The organism is Saccharophagus sp. K07 (assembly GCF_014336955.1).
In the GTDB taxonomy this organism is placed as follows: Bacteria; Pseudomonadota; Gammaproteobacteria; order Pseudomonadales; family Cellvibrionaceae; genus UBA5868.
Genome location: NZ_QRAI01000001.1, coordinates 1,239,068 through 1,263,932, shown reverse-complemented (window position 1 = coordinate 1,263,932; position 24,865 = coordinate 1,239,068). Strand labels below are relative to the sequence as shown.

The 24,865-nt window shown below is 51.0% G+C and carries 24 protein-coding genes; 15 read left to right on the top strand and 9 right to left on the bottom strand.

Going from position 1 to position 24,865, the window contains the following annotated elements; all coding sequences use genetic code 11:
• Positions 1 to 17: 17 nt before the first annotated feature.
• A complete protein-coding gene (locus DWB84_RS05455) occupies positions 18 to 1,301 on the bottom strand; it encodes a DUF5610 domain-containing protein (protein ID WP_187408704.1) in 1,284 nt (427 codons plus the stop codon).
• Between the two features lie 222 nt (positions 1,302 to 1,523).
• Between DWB84_RS05455 and DWB84_RS05450 the strand changes: the two genes are divergently transcribed.
• The 5 genes from DWB84_RS05450 (at position 1,524) to DWB84_RS05430 (ending at position 6,358) form a co-directional block, all read left to right on the top strand.
• A complete protein-coding gene (locus DWB84_RS05450; RefSeq protein WP_187408703.1) occupies positions 1,524 to 2,306 on the top strand; it encodes a PP2C family serine/threonine-protein phosphatase in 783 nt (260 codons plus the stop codon).
• Positions 2,307 to 2,431: 125 nt separating this feature from the next.
• On the top strand, positions 2,432 to 2,989 hold the full coding sequence (locus tag DWB84_RS05445) for a hypothetical protein (protein ID WP_187408702.1): 558 nt from the start codon (positions 2,432 to 2,434) through the stop codon (positions 2,987 to 2,989).
• A gap of 1 nt (position 2,990) precedes the next feature.
• On the top strand, positions 2,991 to 4,844 hold the full coding sequence (locus DWB84_RS05440; protein ID WP_187408701.1) for a PAS domain S-box protein: 1,854 nt from the start codon (positions 2,991 to 2,993) through the stop codon (positions 4,842 to 4,844).
• A 5-nt stretch (positions 4,845 to 4,849) separates the two neighbouring features.
• Positions 4,850 to 5,269 (top strand): response regulator, encoded by a 420-nt coding sequence (locus DWB84_RS05435; protein WP_187408700.1) that lies wholly within the window; start codon positions 4,850 to 4,852, stop codon positions 5,267 to 5,269.
• A gap of 15 nt (positions 5,270 to 5,284) precedes the next feature.
• A complete protein-coding gene (locus DWB84_RS05430) occupies positions 5,285 to 6,358 on the top strand; it encodes a hybrid sensor histidine kinase/response regulator (RefSeq protein WP_187408699.1) in 1,074 nt (357 codons plus the stop codon).
• Positions 6,359 to 6,684: 326 nt separating this feature from the next.
• Here DWB84_RS05430 and cysG read toward each other — a convergent pair whose 3' ends face one another.
• Genes cysG through DWB84_RS05400 form a run of 6 tightly spaced genes read right to left on the bottom strand, consistent with a single transcriptional unit; the run spans position 6,685 to position 14,087 of the window.
• Positions 6,685 to 8,097: a siroheme synthase CysG gene (gene cysG / locus DWB84_RS05425; protein ID WP_187408698.1), complete on the bottom strand. Its 1,413-nt coding sequence runs from the start codon at positions 8,095 to 8,097 to the stop codon at positions 6,685 to 6,687.
• Between the two features lie 3 nt (positions 8,098 to 8,100).
• On the bottom strand, positions 8,101 to 9,381 hold the full coding sequence (gene serS, locus DWB84_RS05420) for a serine--tRNA ligase (RefSeq protein ID WP_187408697.1): 1,281 nt from the start codon (positions 9,379 to 9,381) through the stop codon (positions 8,101 to 8,103).
• An 18-nt stretch (positions 9,382 to 9,399) separates the two neighbouring features.
• Positions 9,400 to 9,777 carry a fluoride efflux transporter CrcB gene (gene crcB / locus DWB84_RS05415; RefSeq protein WP_187408696.1) on the bottom strand — a complete coding sequence of 126 codons (378 nt, stop codon included), beginning with the start codon at positions 9,775 to 9,777 and terminating at the stop codon, positions 9,400 to 9,402.
• Positions 9,774 to 11,126: a replication-associated recombination protein A gene (locus DWB84_RS05410; protein WP_187408695.1), complete on the bottom strand. Its 1,353-nt coding sequence runs from the start codon at positions 11,124 to 11,126 to the stop codon at positions 9,774 to 9,776. The genes crcB and DWB84_RS05410 overlap by 4 nt, the downstream gene beginning before the upstream one ends.
• Positions 11,119 to 11,727 (bottom strand): outer membrane lipoprotein chaperone LolA, encoded by a 609-nt coding sequence (gene lolA / locus DWB84_RS05405; RefSeq protein ID WP_187408694.1) that lies wholly within the window; start codon positions 11,725 to 11,727, stop codon positions 11,119 to 11,121. Before lolA ends, DWB84_RS05410 begins: the two co-directional genes overlap by 8 nt.
• Before the next feature lie 20 nt (positions 11,728 to 11,747).
• Positions 11,748 to 14,087, bottom strand: coding sequence for a DNA translocase FtsK (locus tag DWB84_RS05400; RefSeq protein WP_187408693.1), 2,340 nt, complete (start codon positions 14,085 to 14,087; stop codon positions 11,748 to 11,750).
• Between the two features lie 264 nt (positions 14,088 to 14,351).
• Between DWB84_RS05400 and trxB the strand changes: the two genes are divergently transcribed.
• The 4 genes from trxB (at position 14,352) to infA (ending at position 17,075) form a co-directional block, all read left to right on the top strand.
• Positions 14,352 to 15,302: a thioredoxin-disulfide reductase gene (trxB, locus tag DWB84_RS05395; RefSeq protein ID WP_187408692.1), complete on the top strand. Its 951-nt coding sequence runs from the start codon at positions 14,352 to 14,354 to the stop codon at positions 15,300 to 15,302.
• A 15-nt stretch (positions 15,303 to 15,317) separates the two neighbouring features.
• Positions 15,318 to 16,040: a leucyl/phenylalanyl-tRNA--protein transferase gene (gene aat, locus DWB84_RS05390; RefSeq protein WP_255428840.1), complete on the top strand. Its 723-nt coding sequence runs from the start codon at positions 15,318 to 15,320 to the stop codon at positions 16,038 to 16,040.
• Complete coding sequence (locus tag DWB84_RS05385; RefSeq protein WP_187408691.1) at positions 16,021 to 16,725, top strand: arginyltransferase; 705 nt, start codon at positions 16,021 to 16,023, stop codon at positions 16,723 to 16,725. Before aat ends, DWB84_RS05385 begins: the two co-directional genes overlap by 20 nt.
• 131 nt (positions 16,726 to 16,856) lie before the next feature.
• A complete protein-coding gene (infA, locus tag DWB84_RS05380; RefSeq protein ID WP_187408690.1) occupies positions 16,857 to 17,075 on the top strand; it encodes a translation initiation factor IF-1 in 219 nt (72 codons plus the stop codon).
• A gap of 70 nt (positions 17,076 to 17,145) precedes the next feature.
• Here infA and clpA read toward each other — a convergent pair whose 3' ends face one another.
• Both clpA and clpS read right to left on the bottom strand, forming a co-directional pair.
• Entirely contained in the window at positions 17,146 to 19,416 is a 2,271-nt protein-coding gene (clpA, locus tag DWB84_RS05375; protein ID WP_187408689.1) for an ATP-dependent Clp protease ATP-binding subunit ClpA, read from the bottom strand.
• A gap of 24 nt (positions 19,417 to 19,440) precedes the next feature.
• Positions 19,441 to 19,836 (bottom strand): ATP-dependent Clp protease adapter ClpS, encoded by a 396-nt coding sequence (gene clpS / locus DWB84_RS05370; protein ID WP_187408688.1) that lies wholly within the window; start codon positions 19,834 to 19,836, stop codon positions 19,441 to 19,443.
• A 219-nt stretch (positions 19,837 to 20,055) separates the two neighbouring features.
• Here clpS and cspD point away from each other — a divergent pair, with 219 nt between their 5' ends.
• The 6 genes from cspD to purB all read left to right on the top strand — a co-directional run bounded on the left by cspD (position 20,056) and on the right by purB (position 24,856).
• A complete protein-coding gene (gene cspD, locus DWB84_RS05365) occupies positions 20,056 to 20,343 on the top strand; it encodes a cold shock domain-containing protein CspD (protein ID WP_187408687.1) in 288 nt (95 codons plus the stop codon).
• 144 nt (positions 20,344 to 20,487) lie between these two features.
• On the top strand, positions 20,488 to 21,111 hold the full coding sequence (locus DWB84_RS05360) for a pseudouridine synthase (protein WP_187408686.1): 624 nt from the start codon (positions 20,488 to 20,490) through the stop codon (positions 21,109 to 21,111).
• Entirely contained in the window at positions 21,108 to 21,560 is a 453-nt protein-coding gene (locus DWB84_RS05355; protein WP_187408685.1) for an NUDIX hydrolase, read from the top strand. Before DWB84_RS05360 ends, DWB84_RS05355 begins: the two co-directional genes overlap by 4 nt.
• 9 nt (positions 21,561 to 21,569) lie before the next feature.
• On the top strand, positions 21,570 to 22,673 hold the full coding sequence (mnmA, locus tag DWB84_RS05350; RefSeq protein ID WP_187408684.1) for a tRNA 2-thiouridine(34) synthase MnmA: 1,104 nt from the start codon (positions 21,570 to 21,572) through the stop codon (positions 22,671 to 22,673).
• Positions 22,674 to 22,730: 57 nt separating this feature from the next.
• Entirely contained in the window at positions 22,731 to 23,381 is a 651-nt protein-coding gene (hflD, locus tag DWB84_RS05345) for a high frequency lysogenization protein HflD (RefSeq protein WP_187408683.1), read from the top strand.
• Positions 23,382 to 23,473: 92 nt separating this feature from the next.
• Positions 23,474 to 24,856: an adenylosuccinate lyase gene (gene purB / locus DWB84_RS05340; RefSeq protein WP_187408682.1), complete on the top strand. Its 1,383-nt coding sequence runs from the start codon at positions 23,474 to 23,476 to the stop codon at positions 24,854 to 24,856.
• The last annotated feature ends 9 nt before the right edge of the window (positions 24,857 to 24,865 follow it).

Here is a 24,865-nt window from a genome sequence, read left to right as displayed (position 1 = left end):
CGGCAGCCCGCGTCCACTCAAAGGACGGACAAAGCCGCCGGTGCAAGCAGGGCATTACGCCCGTCTTGTTGAGTGTTTTGCGCAACCCAATCGAGAAGATCGACCACCAGGTTGCGCGGCTGGTTGAGGCGCTCAGCGAAGTCGGCCGCGCGCAAGACATCTGCAACAAAGCGGTCAGCCGGATACACAGGATGCCCGGTGTATTCGACGGACTCCCCTGCCACTTCTGTGCGGCTCATATTCCAGCGGATATCGAAAGAGGCAATTTCGCTTTTATCGAATGCCAGTTCACTGGCCAGACGAAAAGCAGATTCCAGATCTCCGGAAAAAAACTGCTCAGAAATGCTGCCCACTTGGTCGAGCAGATCCGCCAGAGCTTGCATTTCGCCTTCATCCAACTCCCCTTCTACCGAGAACTGAAAAGAGGATTTCTGACTGCCTGACAGGCTGATGCTTCTGCCCTGCCCGTCAGAATTCACAGCAGATGTACCGGCTTTATCGCTGGAGAGGCGGATGGTGACCGCATCGCCATCCGCTGTACGCAGCCTCAAGGAGAAATCCCTACTTTCCTTTACGCCATAAGCCAAGGAAGTCGACTGAACGCCCGGACGTGCTTTGGCAGGATTGGCATAGGTTGCGTCGGCTTTAGTGGCTTTTTGGTAATGCTCGATGATCTGAACGTCCCGCAGAATCGCCGATAGGATCGCCTTGCCAGGGTTCGCAACCGGCTGTGGCGCAGCGGCGGATTCCCCTTGAATAGGACTCGTCAAAACTGGCTGCTGGTTGCTCGGCTTGTCCATTTTCGGCAGATCAATTTCAACACCCAGCTTATCGGCCAATTCTTGTATACCGGCTAGCACTTGGCTGCGTGTCTGCTCGATTTCGGCTTTTACCGAATCATTAAGAAAACCTGCGGCAGCCAATTGTTCGTAAGCTTGCCCATAGCCTTCTTCAAAACCCTTCAGGCCAGCCTGCAGGCGGCTTGCAAGCTCCTCAGGAGTTGCGCCGTTGGCGACGTCGCGCTGAAGCTGTGCGTCGATAAAACGCAGGATTGTCGAGGCAAAAGGATTGGCGGATTCCTTTGCATTACCCACGGCTTTATAGGCTTCAACACCCTCAGTGCGCGAATTGCCATAGGTGACGGATTGGCCGCGAATATCAACTTGTGTGGTTCCGTCCGTACTCTGCTTTGGTGTCGCAACTGTGTTATCAGCCATTTTAGGCGGACACTGGGAGGGTTTCGCCGCAGATTTGCCCGACAAAATTTGCAGCGTTTGATAAGAGCCGACAGATGAAACCATGATGACCTCCAATAACCGGTATCGAGTTATCGGCGCCAGCCAGGCTTTCTTTAAAGAAGACGGACAAACGGTAAGACAGGAAGCAGGATTGTCTTGCAGGTGACTTTATATCAAACTGGCGCGCGACCAAAGGAACGTCACGTTCCACCACTCTCGCCGCGACACCTAGAACTTTTTCGGTTAGGCTAAAAGCGGTTGTTTAACGGATAGTAAAGGGCATTTATGCCGGATAAAAACTTCAGCCAAGCCACTGATGTAGGATTGCTACGCGACAATAATGAAGATGCAATCCTAAGTGACCCCCAATCTGGCTTGTGGCTGGTAGCCGATGGCATGGGCGGCCATGCCGCTGGTGAAGTGGCAAGTGCCATTACTGTACAAGTGGTTGGCGAGGCCATTCGCCAAGGTAAGTCGCTTGTGGACGCCATTACCGACGCCCATCACGCCGTATTGGAAGCGGCCCAGGATGGCACGGGCAAATATGGCATGGGATCAACCGTCGTCGCCCTGCGCTCATTAGGCAATCAATATCAAATCGCCTGGGTAGGAGATAGCCGAGCTTACCTCTGGACGGCTCGCGATAAAGACGGTTACACCCTCCAGCAACTGACGATCGATCACTCCTACGTCCAGATGCTATATCAGTCAGGTATCATTTCCGCCGAAGAAATCAACGATCACCCCGATAAAAACATCATCACCCAATGTCTCGGTTCGAATGAAGTTGCACAGCCAAGAGTCGATGTCGTCGAAGGCATCTGGCACAAGAACGACTGGATTGTTCTGTGCAGCGACGGCCTGAGCGACACCGTCAGCGACCAGCAAATCTGCGACATTTTGCACGACTCAAAAGATCCAGACGCCGCCGTTGAAGCTCTAATAAGCGCAGCGCTGGCAAACGGAGGCAAAGACAATGTTTCCGTTATCATCATCGGCCCGCCGACAGCGACAAGTTTTATAGATCGCTTGAAGTCAATAACGCCGTGGTTGCGCACCAACAAATAACTGCGCAAATTTTCTGAACACATTCACCTTATCCATCACAAAGGTTATTTTTCGGCTACAATCGATTCGTTAACGAAATAACAAATAGCCGGCATCCGCCAGCCCTCCATCGTACGGAGAGCACAATGAGCGAATTAACCTCAACGACGACGGAAACGTCGTTTTTGCCATTTGGGCAATGTTTTTCCTGGTCTCCTGATATCTTTTGGCTCTTGATCAGCGCAAACCTGGTCATGGTCGTTGCGTTTATTTTGCTTCCAATAGCGCTCTATCTTTTCGCCACACGCAGTCAATACAAATTTCCTGACCCAGATCTTATTTACCTCTTTATGGCGTTTATTTTTTTCTCCGGCCTGTCTCATGCGGTAGAGATTTACACCATATGGGAGCCATCTTATCGACTGATTGGCTGGGCAAAAGCCATAACCGCGTCCATTTCCATAGTTACAGCGCTGGTATTTTTATCCAAATTGCCCGAGCTTCTGAAAAACCCCAGTTTTCAAAAAAAATATCAGGAAATGGAAGAAGCCCAACGTGAGTTGGAGGCGCGACTCAACCAAATGAACTCTCTTTACGAAGCATCGCTCGGCCGAGAAGAACGCATTGTTCAGTTAAAAAAAGAAATTAACCAAGAACTTGCAAAGCAAGGTCTTTCACCTCGCTACCGGATCCATGAAGACTAGTATGCCTAGCCGTTATTATTGTTATATCGCGGGAGTTCTCTTGCTTTTCGCGCTCTTTGCGATTACAGGCACGACGCTTTCGAAAATTATTACCAACCTCGACACTTTGAGCGCACAATTACAAGCCGAAAGCTCTCTTCAAGATGCATCCAATTTTGCTTCATCGGATCCTGTATTGCTGATCAACCGAACTCAATCCGCCATATCGGATTGGATGATGTACAGCACCCTGTTGATTTGCATATTGCTAATGCTCTTTTCCATCCCATTTACCCTTCAGCACTATAAAACCTTCAGCGAGATTCGCAGGGCCAATATCCGGCTCAACAACCAAGCCGCCACCTTGCGAGCCACGCATAAAACCATCGACAACATGCTGGAAGACATTATCCACGAGAAAAAACAGGCGGCTCGCACATCTGAAATCAACGCTCGCCTCGCTGCGATTATCAACAGCGCGGAAGACGCCATTTTTTCCCTCAATATGGCCGGTTTTATTACGACAGCAAACGAAGCGGCAATCCGGATTTTTGGTGAGAATTGTGAAGGAAAATTGTTTCTTAACCTCTTCCCGCCGCCGGTTGCGCCAAAATTAAAAGCTTTGTTGGCGACGACCGCAGAACAAAACTCCGGCAGCACCATTGATATCAATGTCGAAAAGAAAAAGCAGCGAATCGATCTGTCACTCACTATTTCGCCCATTCACTCGGAGAACCAGGAAATCATCGGCTTTTCCGTTATCGCCAAAGATGTGTCCGACACCAAACTCGAAGAAGAGCGTTTTCGCCTGGCGGTCGAAGCGGCACCCAACGCCATGATCATGATTAATAGCCAGGGAAATATTGTATTGATCAATAGTGAAGCGGAAGCCATGTTTGGTTATTCGCGAGAAGAATTATTTGGCAAACCGATACATCAACTGGTACCTGCAAGCCTGCGGCCACTCCACAATCTATATGTGCAAAACTATCTGGAAGCCCCGGACAGACGTAAAATGGGTTACGAATCCAACGATTTGCAAGGTCAACGCAAGGATGGCGAACTATTTCCTATTGAAGTTGGGCTAACGCCAATCACCGTGGATAAGGAAACTTATATCATCAGTTCAATTGTTGATATCAGCGAACGCTTGCAACAGCAGCGCGCGTTAAAGAATCTCAATGTGGAGTTGCGACGAAAAAATCAGGAAATGGAACAATTTATCTATGCCGTTTCCCACGACCTCAAAGCGCCGCTGGTCACCATTGCCGGATTTGCCAACCGACTAAAATCCGCCGCTGATTTTGCCCAGAAGGAAAACCATATTCACAAGCTTGACCGCATTATAGCCAATGTGCGATCCATGGAATCCTTGCTACAGGATCTATTGCATTTATCCAGAATCATCAAGCGCGATTTGGCGAAAACCTGGGTAGACACCAACGCGACTTTACGCAACGTACTGGATTCTCTTGAAGGTGATATCAAAAAGAAAAACGCACAAATCGAGATCGACGGCGCTCTGCCTCGCATCTATGCGCAAGAGAGTCTGCTGTTTCAATGCTTGCAAAATATTATTTCCAACGCCCTTAAATACAGCAAACCGGATGTGGCACCAGTAGTAAAAATTTTCGCTGCCTACGAACCAGGCCATTCCGGAGTGCGCATCTGCGATAACGGCATCGGCATAGCCGAACAACACCAGGAGCGTATATTCAACGTTTTTGAACGTCTCAACCCGGAAGCTGGAGAAGGCAGTGGCGTTGGACTTTCTATCGTCAAAACCATCATAGAAAAACACTCGGGCCGCTTATCCGTGGAGTCCGCTGTCGGACACGGCACCACTTTCACCATTTTATTTCCCGATATGAAGTGAGCGTTATGGACGAGCACCGGCTGATTTTGATCGTTGAAGACAATCCTGACCATGCAGAGCTGTTAGAAGCCACCATTCAGGATTGTTCGTCAGAAATTGCGATCGACATTCAAAAAAATGGTGAGGATGCTTTGCATTACCTCAGAACATCAGCCACATTGCCAAGTGTTGTCTTAATGGATTTAAAAATGCCGCGTATGAATGGCATAGAAACGCTTATCGCGATCAAGCAGGATGCCGCCCTTAAACATATACCCGTTGTTATGTTGAGCACATCAACAAATGAATCAGAAATGCGTATCTGCCTGAAGTCCGGAGCGGAAATGTATCTCTCCAAACCCCTACAGGCATCGGTGTTTGAAGAGCTGATCCTCCCCCTTCTCGATCGGCGGCTCAAATCTGCTCTACCGAAAAACGTTTACTGATTCTGAGGATTCCAGATGCATATTTTGATTGCAGAAGACAACCAGGATCACCTGGAACTGATCGTAGACATATTGAAAAGCAGTTTTGGCAACGACTGCAAAATCCAATCTTACACGTCTCTAAATGACGCCATTCATCACATCAATCATCAGCATGTCGATGTATTTTTGTGCGATTTGAAATTACCCGATTCACCTATCGAAAATACCGTAGACATAATCAAAAATCTCGAAGATGCGCCACCAATTATTGTGCTCACATCGCTGCATGACGACGAGCTGGCAAACCGACTGGTGAAAGAAGGTATTCAGGATTTTCTACCGAAAGACGAACTGACACCCTCGCAATTGGTGCGCGCCTGCCATTACGCTGTTGAACGAAAAAAACTGACTCAGTCTTTATTGGAAAAAAACGAAGATTACAAAGCGTTTTGTTACAGTCTCACGCACGATTTCAGAAGCAGCTTGTGGCAAGTTTCCGGTTTTGCGCAGATTTTTAAACGTGAAACCCAGAAAAAGTATCCACAAGAAACCTCCCTGCCGTTTGAATATCTCGACAAAATTTCAACCAAAATTGAAGGCATTCAACGCCTTATCGAGGATTTACAGGATTTTCTTTCCATCGATTCGCTGTCAGACACTTATTCCGCCGTACCTGTGACTTTGGCGGCGAGAAACGCAGCCGACATGCTCGGAGAAACAGTAGCGCGCAAAAACGGTATTATCGAAGTGGAAAGTCTGCCGGAAATCAAAGGCAATCTCTCCCAACTTCAATTGTTATTTTCGAACTTGCTCAGTAACGCAATAAAGTACAACCAAAGCGAACGACCTTATATCAAGGTCTCGGCAGAAACGAATGATGACAATATCACTATTGTTGTCGAGGATAACGGAATAGGCATACCTGCGGACAAACTCGGCAGTATCTTTACGCCTTTTGAAAGGCTGCACAGCAAGGATTTATATCCCGGATCGGGACTGGGATTGGCAATCGTAAAGAGAGTGGTGAAATCACACCGCGGACGTATTCAGGTCAAATCCAAGGTCGGCGAAGGAACGCGGGTTATCCTGCAGTTCCCCAAACCCTGAACTCAACTGGCTCGCTCCTAACTAAACATCTATCTCGATTGAGGGATAGGGCCCGGAATTTTTTCGCCGGTCGCGGCCGCTGCGCATATCAAACGGGCCTCTGGAGGCCCTCTTCTCGCGTCGGTCTGAACGGGATTTGCGGCGTTCGACAAAGGGGGCAGTCGCCGCCACTTCCTGTTTTTGTTCATGGGTAGGGGCGGATGACGCCACATCATTGGTGCGGTCCCGCGGACGAGCAACAGGCGCAGGCATTATTGGATTGGGGTGAAAGATCTTGACCATAACCATGCCATTTCTTTAAGGCCTTTAACTTATATATCGGCCTATTACCAGCCAACTTTAAAACGCGCTGCGGCCGTCTCCCTGGGCTCATACCATTTCAGCTTGTCGTGGAGTGAAACAACACCGCCGACGATCAACAAAGTTGGCGCATGTACATCGTTATGGGCGATGTAATCCGGCAAGGACTCCAAGGTTTGCACGTGGACCCGCTGCCGGCGCGTGGTGCCCTGCTCCACCAACGCGGCAGGTGTAGACGGGCTTTTACCATGAGAGATCAACTGGCGGGAAATTTCGCCCAAGCTGGCGAGCCCCATATAAAACACCAGGGTCTGATCGTCGCCAATCAACTCATTCCAGGACAGATTACAGCTGTCGTCCTTCAGATGCCCTGTCACGAACCGCACGGATTGCGCGTAATCCCGGTGAGTCAAGGGTATTCCCGCATAACAGGCACAGCCAGACGCAGCGGTAATACCAGGAACAACCTGGAAAGGAATCTGATTTTGCGCCAGCAGCTCAATCTCTTCCCCACCGCGGCCAAAAATAAAGGGATCGCCACCTTTAAGACGTAAAACCCGCTTTCCTTGCAGCGCCAAATCCACCAGTAGTTGGTTGATTTTGGTCTGCTCGAGGGCGTGATCAGCGCGTTTTTTTCCGACGTAAATTCGCTCTGCATCGCGGCGGACCAAGTCCAAAATAGGTTCTGACACCAAGCGGTCGTAGAGCACTACTTCGGCCTGCTGCATCAGGCGCAGCGCTTTGAAGGTCAGTAGATCCGGATCGCCAGGACCTGCGCCCACCAAATAAACCTCTCCCCGCTTACCCTGTGGATGGTCCAATTGACGTACCACCTCGGCTTCCGCGGCGCGGAGGTCTCCTGCTAAAGCGAGTTCTGCCGCAGGTCCGCTTAAAGCACTTTCCCAAAATCGGCGCCGGGCGTCGCCATCGGTAAAATGGCGTTTGACGCGATCACGCAAGCGGCTGGCCAGTTGAGCAAGTCCACCGTAGGCGGCCGGAATCAGGCTCTCCAATTTAGCCCGCACCATACGCGCCAAAACCGGCGCTTCACCGCCGCTACTGATGCCAATCACCAAAGGGCTGCGATCCACAATGGCCGGCATAATGACGCTGCACAACTCGGGATTGTCGACAACATTCACCGGTAAACGTCGAGAATGGCAATCTTCCGCCACCTGGTTATTAACCTGTGCATCATCCGTTGCAGATATGACCAGCACTACATCATTCAGATGCACGGAGGAATAATTTTCGCGAATAATCTCACCTGCACCTTCCTTAACCAACTCTGCCAAATCGACGGCTATTTCCGGCGCAACCGCGCGGATTTTTGCCCCGGCTTTTTGCAGCAAACGAGCTTTGCGCAGAGCGACCACTCCTCCACCGACGAGTAAAACAGTCTTTCCACGCAAATCAAAAAACAGAGGCAAATAGTCCACAACTTAAGCTCGGCGAATGACTTCCAAATTGCCCATATAGGGGCGTAAGACGGCAGGAATTTCGATGCTGCCATCGGCTTGCTGGTAATTTTCCATAATCGCCAACAATGTACGTCCGACCGCCAGACCCGATCCATTTAAGGTATGGAGAAGTTCGGGCTTGCCAGTTGCTGCGCTGCGATAACGGGCTTTCATGCGGCGCGCCTGGAAATCGCGGAAATTACTGCAAGAGGAAATTTCCCGATATTTGTTTTGCGACGGCAACCAGACTTCAATGTCGTAGGTTTTTGCAGAAGAGAATCCCATATCGCCGGTGCACAAAACCACGGTGCGATATGGCAATCCCAATTTCTGCAAAATAGTCTCTGCATGAGAGGTCAAAGTTTCCAGTGCCTGCTCAGAATCTTCCGGGCGAACAAATTGCACCAACTCAACTTTTTCAAACTGATGCTGGCGAATCATGCCGCGCGTGTCGCGCCCATAACTGCCCGCTTCGGAGCGGAAACACGGGGTGTGACAGGTAAATTTCAACGGCAGCACTTTTTCGTCGACGATTTCATCGCGCAGCAAATTGGTGACCGGCACTTCTGCCGTAGGAATCAGATAAAATTCGCGCTCATCCTGCAATTTGAAAAGATCTTCTTCGAATTTAGGCAGCTGTCCGGTGCCAAACAAGGAATCCTTGTTGACCATATAAGGCACATAGACTTCCTGATAACCATGCTCAGATGTGTGGGTATCGAGCATAAATTGAATCAACGCGCGGTGCAGGCGTGCGAGTGAACTTTTCATCACCGCAAAACGTGAACCGGTAATTTTCCCGGCCACTTCAAAATCCAATTGCGCCAGATCAGCTCCGAGATCAACGTGATCTTTAATGGGAAAATCAAACGTGCGCGGTGTACCCCAGCGGCGAATTTCCACGTTGTCGTTTTCATCTTTGCCGACGGGCACTTCATCTGCAGGGAAGTTTGGAATGGAACTGAGCAGGCTTTCCCACTCTTGCTGAACCGCTGCCAAATCCGCTTCTGCTTGGGTCAACTGCTGCTTCAGGTCGCCAACTTCTTTCAGCAGTGGTTCTATATCTCCGCCTTTAGCTTTGATCGCGCCAATATTTTTGGCCCGGGTTTTACTCTCTTGTTGCAAATTCTCGCAGTGCGTTTGGATTTTTTTGCGTCTTTCCTCAACGGCGCTGATTTTTTCCACATCCAGCGTCACTCCACGCTTGGCAAGAATTGCAGCGGCTTCTTCGAGGTGATTGCGAATGAATTTGGGATCTAACATAAAAGTCCGATAAGGTTGTTATTGTGAAAAATAAAAATGCATTGCGGTGTACCCAAGCCATACAGCCACAAGGCAACCCACCACACTGGTTGTCACATAAAGAACCGCAATCAGCGGTTGCTGGTTTTGCCAGAGCAATAAAGCTTCCAACGAAAATGTCGAAAACGTTGTAAAAGCACCAAGAAAACCAACCGTCAAAAAGGGCCTCCAACTGGTGGGAATAACACCTCTTTGCACGATCAGCACGTACAGCACTCCCATCAAAAAGCAGCCGCAGAGATTGGCGAGAAATGTCGCCACCGGAAAACGGTCGGGGCGGTGCGATAAGGACAGCAATAATCCGTACCGGGCCATCGCGCCTATGGCACCGCCAATTGCAACCGCAAGCCACGTCATGACGATTTGCTCTTCGATGACACTGCGCTTGCTGTCGCGCGCTGATTCAGCTCGCGCAAATGCTTGAGCTTTTCGCCAATCTGCACTTCGAGCCCCCGCGGAACTGGCTCGTAATAAATCCGACTCGGCATTTCATCCGGAAAATATCGTTCCCCGGCGGCAAACGCATTTTCTTCATCATGCGCGTATCTATAGCCTTTGCCGTAATCCATGTTTTTCATCAATTGCGTGGGTGCGTTGCGCAAATGCATAGGCACGTCAAAGCTTGGCAACGACTGCACGTCCGCACGAGCCAATTTGAACGCATTATACACAGCGTTGGACTTGGCGGCGGACGCCAGATACACCACGGCTTGAGCGATGGTCAATTCACCCTCAGGGCTACCGAGACGTTCCTGCACATCCCAGGCATTGAGGGCAATTTGCAAAGCGCGTGGATCGGCGTTGCCTATATCCTCGCTCGCCATGCGCACGACTCGACGGGCGATATACAGCGGATCGCATCCGCCATCCAGCATTCTGGCCAACCAGTAAAGTGCCGCGTCAGGATCTGAGCCACGTACCGATTTATGCAGCGCTGAAATCTGTTCGTAAAACAGATCGCCGCCTTTATCAAAACGGCGCACATCTGAAGCCAATACCATCGCCAAAGTATCGCGCGTGATAGTTTCGCCGTCGTCCAAGAGATCGGCAGCAATTTCCAGCAGATTGAGCAACCGGCGAGCATCGCCATCTGCCGCATGCAGCAGCATCACTCTCGCTTCATCGTCAATCTGCAATTGCCGTTCGCCCAAGCCCCTGACAGGGGTTTCCAAGCCGCGCCGTAAAACTTCCTGCAAATGCTCGTTGGTTAAACTTTTGAGGATATAAACGCGGGTGCGCGACAAAAGCGCATTATTGACTTCAAACGACGGGTTTTCCGTGGTGGCCCCAACAAATACCACCGTGCCATCTTCCACGTACGGCAAAAATGCGTCTTGCTGCGCTTTGTTGAAACGGTGAACCTCATCGACAAACAGAACGGTTTTGCGCCCGCTTCTCTGGCGCTCCACCTGCGCACTGGAAACCGCTGCGCGAATATCTTTAACACCGGAAAATACTGCGGAAAGCGGAATAAATGCCGCGTCCATATGACGCGTGATCAGCTGCGCCAACGACGTCTTGCCGACCCCTGGCGGCCCCCACAGGATCATAGAGTGAAGCTGTCCGCGCTCCAGGGACTTGCGCAAGGGTTTGCCCGGACCCAGAATGTGTTCCTGCCCTACGTATTCGTCGAGATTCTGCGGGCGCAAACGAGCCGCCAACGGCTGGTGATCAACCGCAGCGGACTCAAATAAATCTTCATTCATCGACGATTACATCCGTCCCTGGCGGAGGGTTGAAAACGAAGACGGACGAGGGAATGTCGGCATTGGGCTGAACCTGTTCAAATTTGATTTGCGTCTGTTGGTCCAGCTTGTCTTTGAAATCCAAACCGGCCAGCTGACTGCCTTTAAATTCAAACTCGACATGGCGGTACGGACTATTCGCATCTTTCGGCACCAACTGAAAACGGCTGGCTCCATCAGCAGTTTGCAGGGAAACCTCGTAAGTGGAACGGATTTCACTCAAATCGCCACTGAGCAGGCGCGCAGGATTGCCGTCGGCCTCATTTTGCGCCTTGCGTATGGTGACCTGCTCTAAATCCGGATCGTATACCCAGACTTTCTCTGGCGTGCCTATTACAGTCTGCTCATAGGGAGCTTCACTTTGCCAGAGAAAATAGCCCGGCCGTTTAACAGCGAATTCACCGCGAGTGGATTGCAGTGGTTTGCCATTTTTATCGCTTAACAACTGATTGAAACGGCCTTTGAGCGAATGAATTTCGTCCAGGCGCGCCTTTAAATCCTGGGCAGCATCCGCCAGTGCAAGGGCGGGAATAAAACACAAAAAAGCAGCTAGAAACCTCAAGTGAAACTCCTCATGGTCAATTAACGAGGCGGCGGTGGCGCCAAAACTTCGCGGTTACCGTTCGAACTCATCTCTGAAACGACACCGGAAGCCTCCATTTGCTCAATCAAGCGCGCTGCACGGTTGTAGCCTATGCGCAGCTTTCTCTGCACGGCAGAAATGCTCGCTTTGCGCGACTCAGTGACAAACGCCACGGCTTCGTCATACAGCGGGTCGGACTCGCTGTCGCCCTCTCCACCACCGCTGCCTTCTTCTGAGAATCCGGGAATATAGGTGGTTTCCGTGGCCTCGCTGAAAATCTCTTCCAGATAATTCGGCGTCCCACGTCGCTTCCAATCGGCAACCACATTGTGAACCTCGTGATCGTCTACGAAAGCACCGTGAACACGCACCGGCAGGCTGGTGCCCGGAGGCAGATACAACATGTCCCCATGCCCCAACAATTGCTCGGCACCACCCTGGTCGAGAATGGTACGGGAGTCGATTTTCGAGGAAACCTGGAAGGCAATACGCGTGGGAATATTGGCTTTGATCAAGCCGGTAATAACGTCTACCGAAGGTCGCTGGGTAGCCAGAATCATATGGATACCCGCCGCCCGCGCTTTTTGCGCGATCCGGGCGATAAGCTGCTCCACCTTTTTGCCGACGATCATCATCATGTCGGCAAATTCGTCGATCACCACAACAATAAAGGGCAAGGTTTCGAGATTTGGCGCCTGCTCTTCGCCAATGCCGGATTCATCCTTGCGCCAGAGCGGATCCGCAATAGGAGTTCCGGCCTTGTTTGCATCGCCCACTTTCTTGTTGTAGCCCGCCAAGTTTCGCACACCAAGGGCTGCCATCAACTTGTACCGGCGCTCCATCTCACCCACACACCAGCGCAGGCCGGTGGCCGCATCTTTCATATCCGTAATAACCGGCGCCAGCAGATGCGGAATGCCCTCATACACCGACAGCTCCAGCATCTTGGGGTCCACCAATAACAGCCGGACATCTTCCGGTGTTGCCTTGTACAGAACGCTCAGCAGCATGGCGTTAACGCCGACAGACTTACCTGAACCTGTGGTACCTGCAACCAGCAAGTGAGGCATCTTGGCCAAATCCGCCACTACCGGCTGACCGGAGATATCATGCCCAAGCGCCAATGTCAGCGGCGAACGGGACTTGTCGTAGGCTGCGGAAGAAATGACTTCCGACAGACGCACCATCTCCCGCTCCTGGTTGGGGATTTCGATGCCTACCACGGATTTGCCTTCGATAACCTCAACCACCCGCACACTGATGACCGCAAGCGAACGGGCAAGGTCTTTCGCAAGATTGGTAATACGGCTGACTTTAACCCCGGGAGCGGGTTGGATTTCGAAACGTGTTACCACTGGCCCAGGCAATACTTCCGTCACTTCTGCAATGATGCCGAAATCCTTGAGCTTCAACTCCAGCAGTCGCGACATAGCCTCCAATGATTCGGCGGAATACCCCTTGCTGCCGGTCTTGTTGGGCGCGTCGAGTAAGCTGATTGGTGGCAGCGACCCGGTAACAGGCATATCAAACAGGGATTGCTGCTTTTCCTTCTGCACGCGCGGACTCGGCGCCGGCGGTTTTGGGAGGGCAGTAATTGTCGGGGGGACCCGCTGCTCCAGCTTTTTGGTGTGTTCTTTGATCGACTCACGCCGCTTCTGCACGACTTCGGCAACTTCCTTGCGTTCTTTGCGATTTCTGCTCCAGGTGGTGAATCGGTGCTTGATAAAAGCTCCCAGGCTTAAAACACTGCGCCCGGTGAACTCCATTAACGCGATCCAGGACAAATCCACAAAAATTGTCAAACCAAATAGAAAACTGGCAAGCAACAGCAAACTGCTGCCGACAAGGCCAAATGTACTATCCGCAGCTTCAGCAATACCAAGCCCAAGTATCCCGCCAGAGGAAAATGGCAGAGTTCCTTCTGAACCGCTCAGGTACTGAGCCGCCAGCCCCGTTCCTGCCACCATAATCAGGCAGAGTCCAACAAAGCGCACGGCGAGCAGCAAGGGATCGCGCAGGTTGCGTTTGTCACGCAAAACGCACCACGCCTGATATGCGAGCATCAAGGGGAATAAAAAGGCCATTAAGCCGAACACGGAGAAGAAAACGTCCGCCAACCAGGCACCTGCCGGCCCACCGGCATTGGCAACCGCCTGGCTCGTACCCGTTTGAAACCAGCCCGGGTCGTGGGGATCGTAGGTGATTAGGGTGAGGCCTAAATATGCACAGGCGGCTAGCGTCAGGATCAAAACGCCTTCGCGCAGGATCCGACTGAATAAGCTGGAAGTGTCTGCATTGCTGCCTGTGGCACCGGATGCGGTTTTTGTCTGTGACTTCAAGATTCTGTCCCGTTGCAAGAGAGCAGTTGATCGATGCCGCGAAGTGGCCAATTGAGTGTAATTAAAAAATCAGCGGATTGAATGGCCGCTGAACTGACCCGCCGCGCATTGTAGCGGGTTGGCCCGCGAAATTTCACCCGTAGCAAAGATTAATCTACCTTTTATCTTGGCGCATAATACCCGGGTGATGGCTTTCACATTGCTGAGGTATAGATGAACCCGTAAGATGTAGCGCCGTTCTAATCATCCGTGTGAGATTTTCGTATGAGCAACGTCCAGCACCACCGCCTCATTATTTTAGGTTCCGGCCCGGCCGGTTATACCGCCGCCATCTATGCCGCTCGCGCCAACCTGAAGCCCGTGGTGATTACCGGTATGCAACAAGGCGGTCAACTGACCACCACAACAGAAGTGGAAAACTGGCCAGGCGGAGATGCCCACTTGCAAGGTCCTGACCTCATGGTACAAATGCAGCAACACGCTGAGCGTTTCGATACGCAAATCGTGTTCGACCACATTCATGAAGTTGATCTGAATTCACGCCCCTTCCGTCTGACCGGGTCTGATCAATACACCTGCGACGCGCTGATTATCGCTACTGGCGCCTCCGCTCAGTATTTGGGACTGGACTCCGAACAAGCTTTCCAAGGCCGCGGCGTCAGCGCCTGTGCGACCTGCGACGGTTTCTTCTATCGCGATCAAAAGGTCGCCGTCGTCGGCGGCGGCAATACAGCTGTTGAAGAAGCCCTGTATCTGGCCAACATCGCCAGCCAGGTCACCCTGATTCACCGTCGCGACTCACTGAAATCCGAGAAGATTCTGCAAGATCGTCTGATGGCACGCGTCGAGGAAGGCAAGGTTCAGATTCTCTGGAATCACACTCTGGAAGAAGTTCTAGGAAATGATTCAGGGGTTACCGGTGCCAGACTGCGCAGCACAGTAGATGGCAGCGAGCGCAATATCGATGTCGCGGGCATTTTCATCGCTATCGGCCACAAGCCCAACACCGATATTTTCGCTGGCCAGCTCGAAATGCATAACGGCTATATAGTCGTCAAAAGCGGCCTTGCCGGTAATGCAACCGCTACCAGCGTGCCCGGCGTATTTGCTGCAGGTGACGTGGCAGACCATATCTATCGTCAAGCGATTACATCTGCAGGGTCGGGCTGTATGGCCGCACTGGACGCCGAACGTTACCTCGACAATCTGAAATAAGTGGGATTGTTCCAATTGGAGAGGAACTCTCTGGAGTTCCCTCCCTCCTCCCTCGCATTGGACGAGCCCAATGGGCTGTTGGCATTTGGCGGGGATTTGTCCCCCCAAAGGCTCCTGACAGCCTATCAGCTCGGCATATTCCCCTGGTTCAACCCCGGCCAGCCCATCCTGTGGTGGACGCCTGACCCGCGCACTGTGTTCTATCCTGAGCAAGTGCATTGCTCGCGCTCCATGCGCAAATTTATCAGGCGGAGCACTTGGCAAGTGAGCATCGACCGCAACTTCCGCTCCGTCATTGAGGCATGCAGTCAGGAACGCGCAAATTCGTCCGGTACATGGATCACGCCAGAGATGCTGGAGGCCTATAACAGGTTGCATAATCTGGGCTACGCCCATTCAGTGGAAGTTTGGCAGGGCAACGACTTGGTCGGAGGCTTGTATGGAGTGGCTTTGGGACGCGTGTTTTTCGGTGAATCCATGTTCAGCCGGGAAACCAACGGCTCCAAAATGGCATTACTGCATTTGGCCCGTTTTCTGGTAAACAACGATTTCCTGTTGTTCGACGCCCAGGTCGCGAGCAGTCATTTATTTACCCTGGGTGCCACCTGCATCAGCCGCGATATGTTCGAAGAAGTGCTTTTGCAAGGCTGCGATCAGGGTACTATTGTGCAAATGCAATCCGTTTGGCAGGCTGCCGAAAAAAAACTAATCTCAGACGATGGACATATCCTCGATTAAGCTTTACGCGACTCACGAGCACCCGTGCAGTTATCTGAAAAACCGCTCGGCGACGACTATTTTTGTCGATCCGCTCCTGAACATGAACGGCAGGATCTACAGTGAGCTCTCCGATTTCGGCTTTAGGCGCAGCGGTTCTCACGTCTATCGACCCAACTGCCGCAATTGCCAAGCCTGTATCCCGGTGCGCATTCCGGTCGACATTTTCCGTCCCAATCGCTCCCAGAAGCGCTGCGAAAAGCGCAATCAAGATGTCTCCATGAATATAGTGTCGTCGATCAAAACGGACGAACACTATGCGTTATACGAGCGCTACATTTGCCTGCGGCACTCCGACGGCGATATGTTCCCTCCATCCCGAGAGCAGTATGACGACTTCTTGAGTTCGGAATGGGGTGTGACCCGCTATCTGGAATTCCGCCTGAGTGGTCGCTTGATTGCAGTGGCTGTTTCAGATCGTCTGGATCAGGGATTGTCAGCCATTTACACCTTCTTCGACCCGGATGAAGAATCTCGAAGCTTGGGGGTTTTGGCGGTGATGCGCCAGATCGACCTGGCCAGATCGCTGGGCTTACCTTACGTCTATCTTGGCTACTGGATCAAAGAGTGCGAGAAGATGCGCTACAAAAACCAGTATCGCCCTCTGCAGGCCTATATCAACAACACCTGGTTAACCTTCGACTAGCCGGATAGAAAATCCCGCCTTATCCCTTGGAACCTGCCGATATTTCAGGCAAAATTGCCGCCTTCGTTTTGGGGGCCAGCGCGATGCCTCCATAATCCAACCCTAAGCGCGTAACCTGAGGAAAGAGCCGAATGGCGAAAGAAGACAATTTTGAAATGGAAGGAGAGGTAATCGATACGCTTCCAAACACGACTTTTCGGGTCAAGCTGGAAAATGGCCATGTCGTGACCGCACACATATCAGGAAAAATGCGAAAGAACTACATCAGGATTTTGACTGGAGACAAGGTTAAAGTCGAAATGACTCCATACGACTTAACCAAAGGGCGTATCACTTACCGCGCCAGATAATACAAGCGCCGGAAATAAAAACGCCGCCCCGTTTCCGGGACGGCGTCAGGTATTCAAAGCTGTAGACCTCTTAAGACTCCACAACCTCCAGGGTCAGTTCGTTACCCTTGGCATCGATCTTAACAACTCCACCCTTCTCACTCAGAGAGCCGAACAATACCATCTCAGCCAAAGGCTTCTTGATCTTCTCTTGAATGATACGAGCCATAGGACGCGCACCCATTTTCACGTCGTAACCGCTGACAGCCAGCCAATCGCGCGCTTCCGGAGTAACCTCCAAAGTGACTTTTTTGTCGTCCAACTGCGATTGCAGTTCCATCAGGAACTTATCAACCACAGTCTTAATGACATCCATGCTGAGCGAACCAAACTGGATAATGCTGTCCAGCCTGTTGCGGAACTCCGGCGAGAAGGTCTTCTTGATCACTTCCATAGCATCGGTCGAATGATCTTGCTTAGTAAAGCCAATCGACGCACGACTTGAAGCTTCAGCACCTGCGTTGGTGGTCATAATCAACACCACGTTGCGAAAATCGGCTACGCGACCATTGTTATCGGTTAGCTTGCCATGATCCATCACCTGCAACAGCAGGTTAAACACGTCTGGATGCGCTTTCTCGATCTCATCCAATAAAACAACACTGTGTGGATGTTTGGTAACAGCTTCGGTCAACAACCCACCTTGATCGAAACCAACATATCCGGGAGGCGCACCAATCAAGCGGGAAACAGTATGGCGCTCCATATATTCAGACATATCGAAGCGGATTAGCTCGATACCCATTGCCTTGGCAAGTTGACGGCAGAGTTCGGTTTTACCCACCCCAGTCGGACCAGCGAATAAGAAGGAACCGATCGGCTTCTCATGATTGGACAGGCCTGCACGAGACAACTTGATGGCAGAGCCAATAGCCTGAATGGCCTCTTCCTGACCAAACACCGTCATGCGCAGCGTGTCTTCCAATTTGGCCAATTGATCTTTGTCCGAAGAAGACACTGTTTTCGCCGGAATTCGAGCAATTTTGGCCACAATTTCCTCAACATCCTTAACACCGATCTGGCGCTTGCGCTTGCTGGCAGGTTGCAGCTGCTGATAAGCGCCAGCCTCGTCGATCACGTCAATGGCCTTATCCGGCATAAAACGCTCATGAATGTACTTAGCGGAAAGCTCGGCAGCTGCTTTCAGCGCAGCGTCGGTATACTTGAGGTTGTGGTGGCGCTCAAAGCGAGACTTAAGGCCTTTGAGAATCTTGTAGGTGTCCTCAACTGACGGCTCATTGACGTCGATTTTTTGGAAACGACGAGATAAGGCGCGATCTTTATCAAAAATACCGCGATATTCTTGGAATGTAGTGGAACCTATGCAGCGCAGCTCTCCGGTGGTCAACAGAGGTTTCAGGAGATTGGACGCATCCATAACACCACCAGATGCGGCACCTGCGCCGATGATTGTATGGATTTCGTCGATAAACAGAATTGCACGCTTACGCTTCTTCAATTCAGCAAGCAAGCCTTTAAAGCGCTTTTCGAAATCACCGCGATATTTGGTGCCTGCCAGCAGCGAGCCGAGATCAAGCGAGTAAACGACGCTGTCTGCCAGGATCTCAGGAACTTCACGGTCGACAATCTTCTTGGCCAAACCTTCAGCAATCGCGGTTTTACCTACCCCGCTTTCACCCACCAGGAGCGGGTTGTTTTTACGGCGGCGGGCGAGCACTTGGACCACTCGCTCAACTTCGTAATCCCGTCCAACGAGCGGATCTATACGGCCCTGCAATGCCATTTCGTTCAGATTGGTTGCGTAGGCATCCAGAGGATTTCCTGCACCCGCTTCTGTGGAAGTGGATACTGCTTCGTCGTCAGATTGCTCGTGTCCAGCTTCAGAACCATGATCGGTTTCACCGGAGACCTTGGTAATACCGTGCGTGATGTAATTCACCACATCAATGCGCGCGACACTCTGCTGTTTCAGGTAGTAAACCGCCTGGCTCTCCTGCTCACTAAAAATGGCAACCAGAACGTTTGCGCCAGTGACTTCAGATTTTCCAGAAGATTGGACGTGGAATACCGCTCGCTGCAGCACACGCTGAAAGCCGAGCGTGGGCTGAGTTTCGCGCTCATTGTCAGTTTCGGGAATAAGAGGAGTTGTGGAATCAACAAATTCCACCAGTTCCTGACGTAACACATTCAGGTTTGCGCCACATGCGCGTAGCACATTGGCGGCTGATTCATTGTCGATAAGAGCCAGTAAAAGATGCTCCACCGTCATAAATTCGTGACGCTTGGAACGTGCGCCTTTAAAGGCCAGATTAAGGGTAATTTCTAACTCTTTACTCAACATCGCCTTTTCACCTGAATTGACTCGCTACGATTCGTCCCCCTCGACAGCTTCAATCTCACACAACAGGGGGTGCTCATTGTCACGAGCGTATTGATTGACCTGGGCTGCTTTCGTTTCGGCTACATCGCGAGAATAAATCCCGCAGGTCGCTTTCCCTTGATTATGCACGGTAAGCATGACCCTCACGGCCTTTTCACGATCCATGCCAAAAAACATTTCCAATGTTTCGACGACAAATTCCATTGGCGTGTAATCGTCGTTAAGCATGACAACTTTGTACATCGATGGTCGTTTTAACTTCGGCCGCTCCGTCTGAATGGCCAGACCACCGTCCCTATCATCATCTTCTGCGCCATCCATGCTTGCGCGAATCAACTGCGCTTTAACTAATGGTAGTTGAAGATTTTCAATGTTACCCATGGGATTAGGAGACGACTGTGGGTGATCGGAGCGGCATATCTTAACGCACCTTGTACTGAATAACGTCAAAATGTGACCGACATTTGCAGAAAAACTTGACAACCTGAATGGCGTTGATTACAAAGTGCTCAGGTCGTTGGGATGAGACCATTTAAATAAGAATAAATTCCCCAAAATGGGAGAGGTTTAAGGGGACAGCATCAACAAAAGGAACGAGTCATGCCTACTGGTACTGTCAAATGGTTCAATAACGCAAAAGGTTTTGGTTTCATTTTACCTGAAGGTGGCGGAGAAGATCTTTTCGCACATTATTCATCCATAGAAATGGATGGATATAAAACCTTAAAAGCAGGACAAGCGGTAACGTTTGAAATTATTCAAGGACAGAAAGGCATGCATGCCACTCACATCAGGGTTATTTCCCAAGATAAACAACAAGATAAGACCTCTCCTCCGTCGGCAAATGCAAATGCACAACCTGCAACCGCAGAATTGGCTGACGCATAACAGCCCGGCACCTTAAAATATCGAAAAAACGGCCTTGGCCTATCCGACCGAAGGCCGTTATTAACATCCCAGCGGTACTACTTTTGCAGTGTTTTTCCCGCACCTTTAATGAGGTAACATGGCGGCTTTTTGAGCTGGCCATCAATGCCGCAACTTGTGCTGTTCAACAAGCCCTTCAACGTTCTGAGCCAATTTACTGATAAATCTGGCAATCGGCAGACTTTAAGCGACTATCTCTCCGCTCCGAATTTGCAGCGCCATTATCCAGCGGGTCGCCTGGATTTTGATTCTGAAGGCTTGCTGCTGTTAACCGATAATGGTGCTCTGCAGGACAGAATTTGCAATCCACGGAACAAAATGCCAAAAACTTATACCGTACAAGTTGAAGGGGTTTTGTCAGAAGATGCATTGGCAAGACTGCGAGCAGGTGTTGAGCTCAACGATGGTATGACAGCTCCGGCAATCGCCCGCGCAATTCCCGAGCCCATTTTTTGGCCGCGCAATCCACCAGTACGGTACAGAGAGTCCATACCAACCAGTTGGCTCGAACTCACTATCACTGAAGGTAGAAATCGCCAGGTGCGAAGAATGACCGCTGCGGTCGGCTTTCCAACTTTAAGACTTATCCGCACCCAAATAGGGCCTTGGAAGCTGGGCGCGTTGCAGCCCGGTGAATTCAGGATTGAATCCGTTCACTTACCGCAAAATCTCAAAATTCAAAATCTCAATAAAAACCGCAACGACAAAAACCGGAGAGTCGACAGATGATTTGGACACCGCATGTAACTGTTGCAACAGTTGTGGAAAAAAATGGACGTTTTTTGCTGGTTCATGAACAAACCGACGTTGGTATTGTTTACAACCAACCTGCCGGGCATGTAGACCCGAACGAAACTTTGATTGAAGCCGCCATACGCGAAACCATCGAAGAAACGGGCTGGAAAGTCGACATCCAGAATGTGCTTGCTCTTAATTTGTACAACGCGCCTAACGGCATAACTTATTTGCGCACAACATTCGCTGCGACACCAATCGAAAAAATTGAAGGAGCAAAACTCGACAAGGAAATTATCGAAGCAGTCTGGCTGGCCTATGACGAAATTCATGCCCGCAAAAATGAATTGCGCAGCCCTCTAGTGCTCTCCGATATCGAGAGATACCGCAGTGGCGTGCGCTATCCGCTGGCATTGCTAGCGCAATTTAATATCCATAGTTGAGTTTAATTCATGACAGATTCCATCCAACCGCATCAAACTCGCGTGATCGTCGGCATGTCCGGCGGCGTGGATTCTTCCGTTTCAGCTCTTCTCCTCCTGCAACAAGGTTATGAGGTGGAAGGGTTGTTTATGAAAAATTGGGACGAGGATGACGGCACGGAGTATTGCACGGCTAAACGCGACCTAGAAGACGCGCAAAAAGTGTGCGACACACTCGGCATCAAATTGCACACTGCAAATTTTGCTGCGGAATATTGGGATAATGTTTTTGAATACTTTTTAAGCGAATACAAAGCGGGACGAACCCCGAACCCGGATATTCTGTGTAACCGCGAAATTAAATTCAAAGTTTTCCTCGAATACGCACAAATGCTCGGCGCGCACAAAATTGCCACTGGTCACTACGCTCGAACATTGCTGCGCGATGGTCGCACTTATTTACAAAAAGGTTTTGATGAAAATAAAGATCAGACCTACTTCCTGCATGCAGTCGGCGAAGCCGAATTTGCCAAAACTATCTTCCCAATAGGCAATTTGGAAAAACCCAAGGTGCGGGAACTGGCAGAGAAGCACGGACTTGTCACTCACAACAAAAAAGACAGCACAGGCATTTGTTTTATCGGCGAACGACGGTTCCGAGACTTCCTGCAACAGTATCTGCCTGCACAGCCAGGTTTGATAAAAACCCCTGAAGGGAAAACCCTTGGTGAGCACTTGGGCCTGATGTATCACACCATTGGTCAACGGCAAGGTTTGGGTATAGGGGGCGTGGCAGGGCAAAAAGAAGAGCCTTGGTATGTCGCTGAAAAAAACCTTAAAGATAATGAGCTGATTGTGGTTCAGGGATCCGACCACCCTCTTCTGTTTAAGAAAAATCTGACCGCCACACAAACGCATTGGATCAATGGCGCACCTCCGGCAAACAAGTTCCGCTGTTATGCAAAGGTACGTTACCGACAAGCCGATCAGCCTTGTGAGGTCGAAGTACAGGATTCTCAAATTCAAATGACTTTCGATTCCGCACAGCGTGCCATTACTCCGGGGCAATCCGTCGTTTTGTACGACGGTGATATTTGCCTGGGAGGCGGTGTCATAGAACGAGCATTCAATTAGATTAATTTTTAGTCATTACAAAGTATTTAACCATCACAACAACAGGAAGCAGTAACCTTGGATAAGTGGCGCAATTTGGTCATCGCACTCGCTGGGATTACCCAGGCTGTCGACTTAGTGGACAAACTTGCAAAAACGGGATATCTCGATAGCGAAGATTTCAAAACAGCAGTACAAAGTCTGTTTGCACAAAATCCCCCGACCACCGAGGCGGTTTTTGGTAACGCGACTAATTTGTTGCGCGGTTATGAAGTCTTGATTGACCTTCTGCAACGCAACAAAGGGCCTCAGCAAACAGCTCTCATCAGCTATTGCCTCGGCGTTGTGCATTTGCAGAAGCGCCTGCTGCGCAACCGTGCCATGTTGAATCAAATTGCTGAGCGCCTGGATCAGTGCCGCCATCAAATGCAGCACTTTGGCATCACTCACGAAAACGTTATCGCCAATATCGCGTCAATTTACACCGAAACCATCAGCACCTTTCCGTTTCGGATCCAGGTGGTTGGCGAATATCAATATCTGCAACAAAGCCGTATCGCCAATCAGGTTCGCGTTTTGTTGCTGTGCGCCATACGGGCCGCCATTTTGTGGCGCCAGTTGGGAGGTACGCGCTGGCATTTCCTCTTTCAACGCGGCCAGCTCATCAAGACTGCCGAGCAGTTGTTGGAAGAAGCGAAACGGGCGCGATTGGAGATTTCCAACTCCTAATTCTTCCTTTATTGGCGTATCATGCGCGCTTTTTGTCCAGCCCGGCGCCGTCTTTGCCGGGCAATCCCATTGACGATCCATACGGGGCAGACATGAACCTTTCATCCCTCACCGCAGTATCTCCAATTGATGGCCGCTACGCCGCCAGAACCGCCGCTCTACGTGCAGTATTTAGTGAATACGGTTTGATCCGTGCGCGCGTCGAAGTGGAAGTGCGCTGGCTGCAGGCGCTTTCAGAAAACGACGGGATTGAGGAAGTACCGCCCCTCAGCGATTCAGCTCGCGCCAGACTTGATCAACTGGTTGCCCAGTTCAGCGAGGCCGATGCCCAGGAGATCAAACGCATTGAAGCCACCACCAATCACGACGTAAAAGCGGTGGAGTACTTCATCAAGGAGAAAATCAAGGACCATCCGGAGCTGGCCAAAGTCCTGGAGTTTGTACACTTTGCCTGCACCTCTGAGGACATCAACAATCTGTCTCACGGCTTGATGCTCAAGCAGGGACGAGATCAAATCCTGCTGCCGGAATTGCGCGCTATTACTCGCGCCATCAAACAGCTCGCCATCGACAATGCTGATGTTCCCATGCTGTCCCGCACTCACGGACAAACTGCATCCCCGACCACAGTTGGGAAAGAAATGGCCAACGTGGCTGCGCGTCTGCAGCGCCAGATCCAGCAGATCGAAAAAGTCGAAATACTCGGCAAAATCAACGGCGCCGTCGGTAACTACAATGCGCACCTCAGCGCCTATCCCAAAGTTGATTGGCAAGCTCACGCGCAGAAGTTTGTCGCCAGTCTGGGGCTGACCTGGAACCCTTACACCACCCAAATCGAACCGCACGACTATATCGCGGAGCTGTTCGATGCCTTTGCCCGCTTCCACACCATCCTGATCGACTTCAACCGGGATGTCTGGGGCTACATTTCCCTCGGTTACTTCAAGCAGAAAACCATCGCGGGCGAAGTCGGTTCTTCGACTATGCCTCACAAAGTCAACCCGATCGACTTTGAGAACTCTGAAGGTAACCTCGGCCTTGCCAATGCTGTACTCAACCATCTTGCCAGCAAGCTGCCCATTTCTCGTTGGCAGCGGGATCTGACGGACTCCACTGTGCTGCGCAATATGGGCGTTGGTTTTGGTTATGCCCTGATCGCCTACAGCGCCGTATTGAAAGGCATCAGCAAGCTGCAAACCAATCACGCCACGCTTGCTGCCGACCTGGACGACGCGTGGGAAGTACTGGCAGAACCCATCCAGACCGTTATGCGCCGCTTCGGTATACCAGAGCCTTACGAAAAATTGAAAGCTCTGACTCGCGGTCAGGCCATTACCCGAGAGCTGATCCGCGACTTTATCGCGACGCTCGACCTGCCGGCTGAAGCCAAGCAGCAACTGTTGGAGCTGACACCCGCAACCTATACCGGCAACGCCAAAGAACAAGCGTTAAATATCAGCTCTTTTGTCGACTAACCGAGAAGG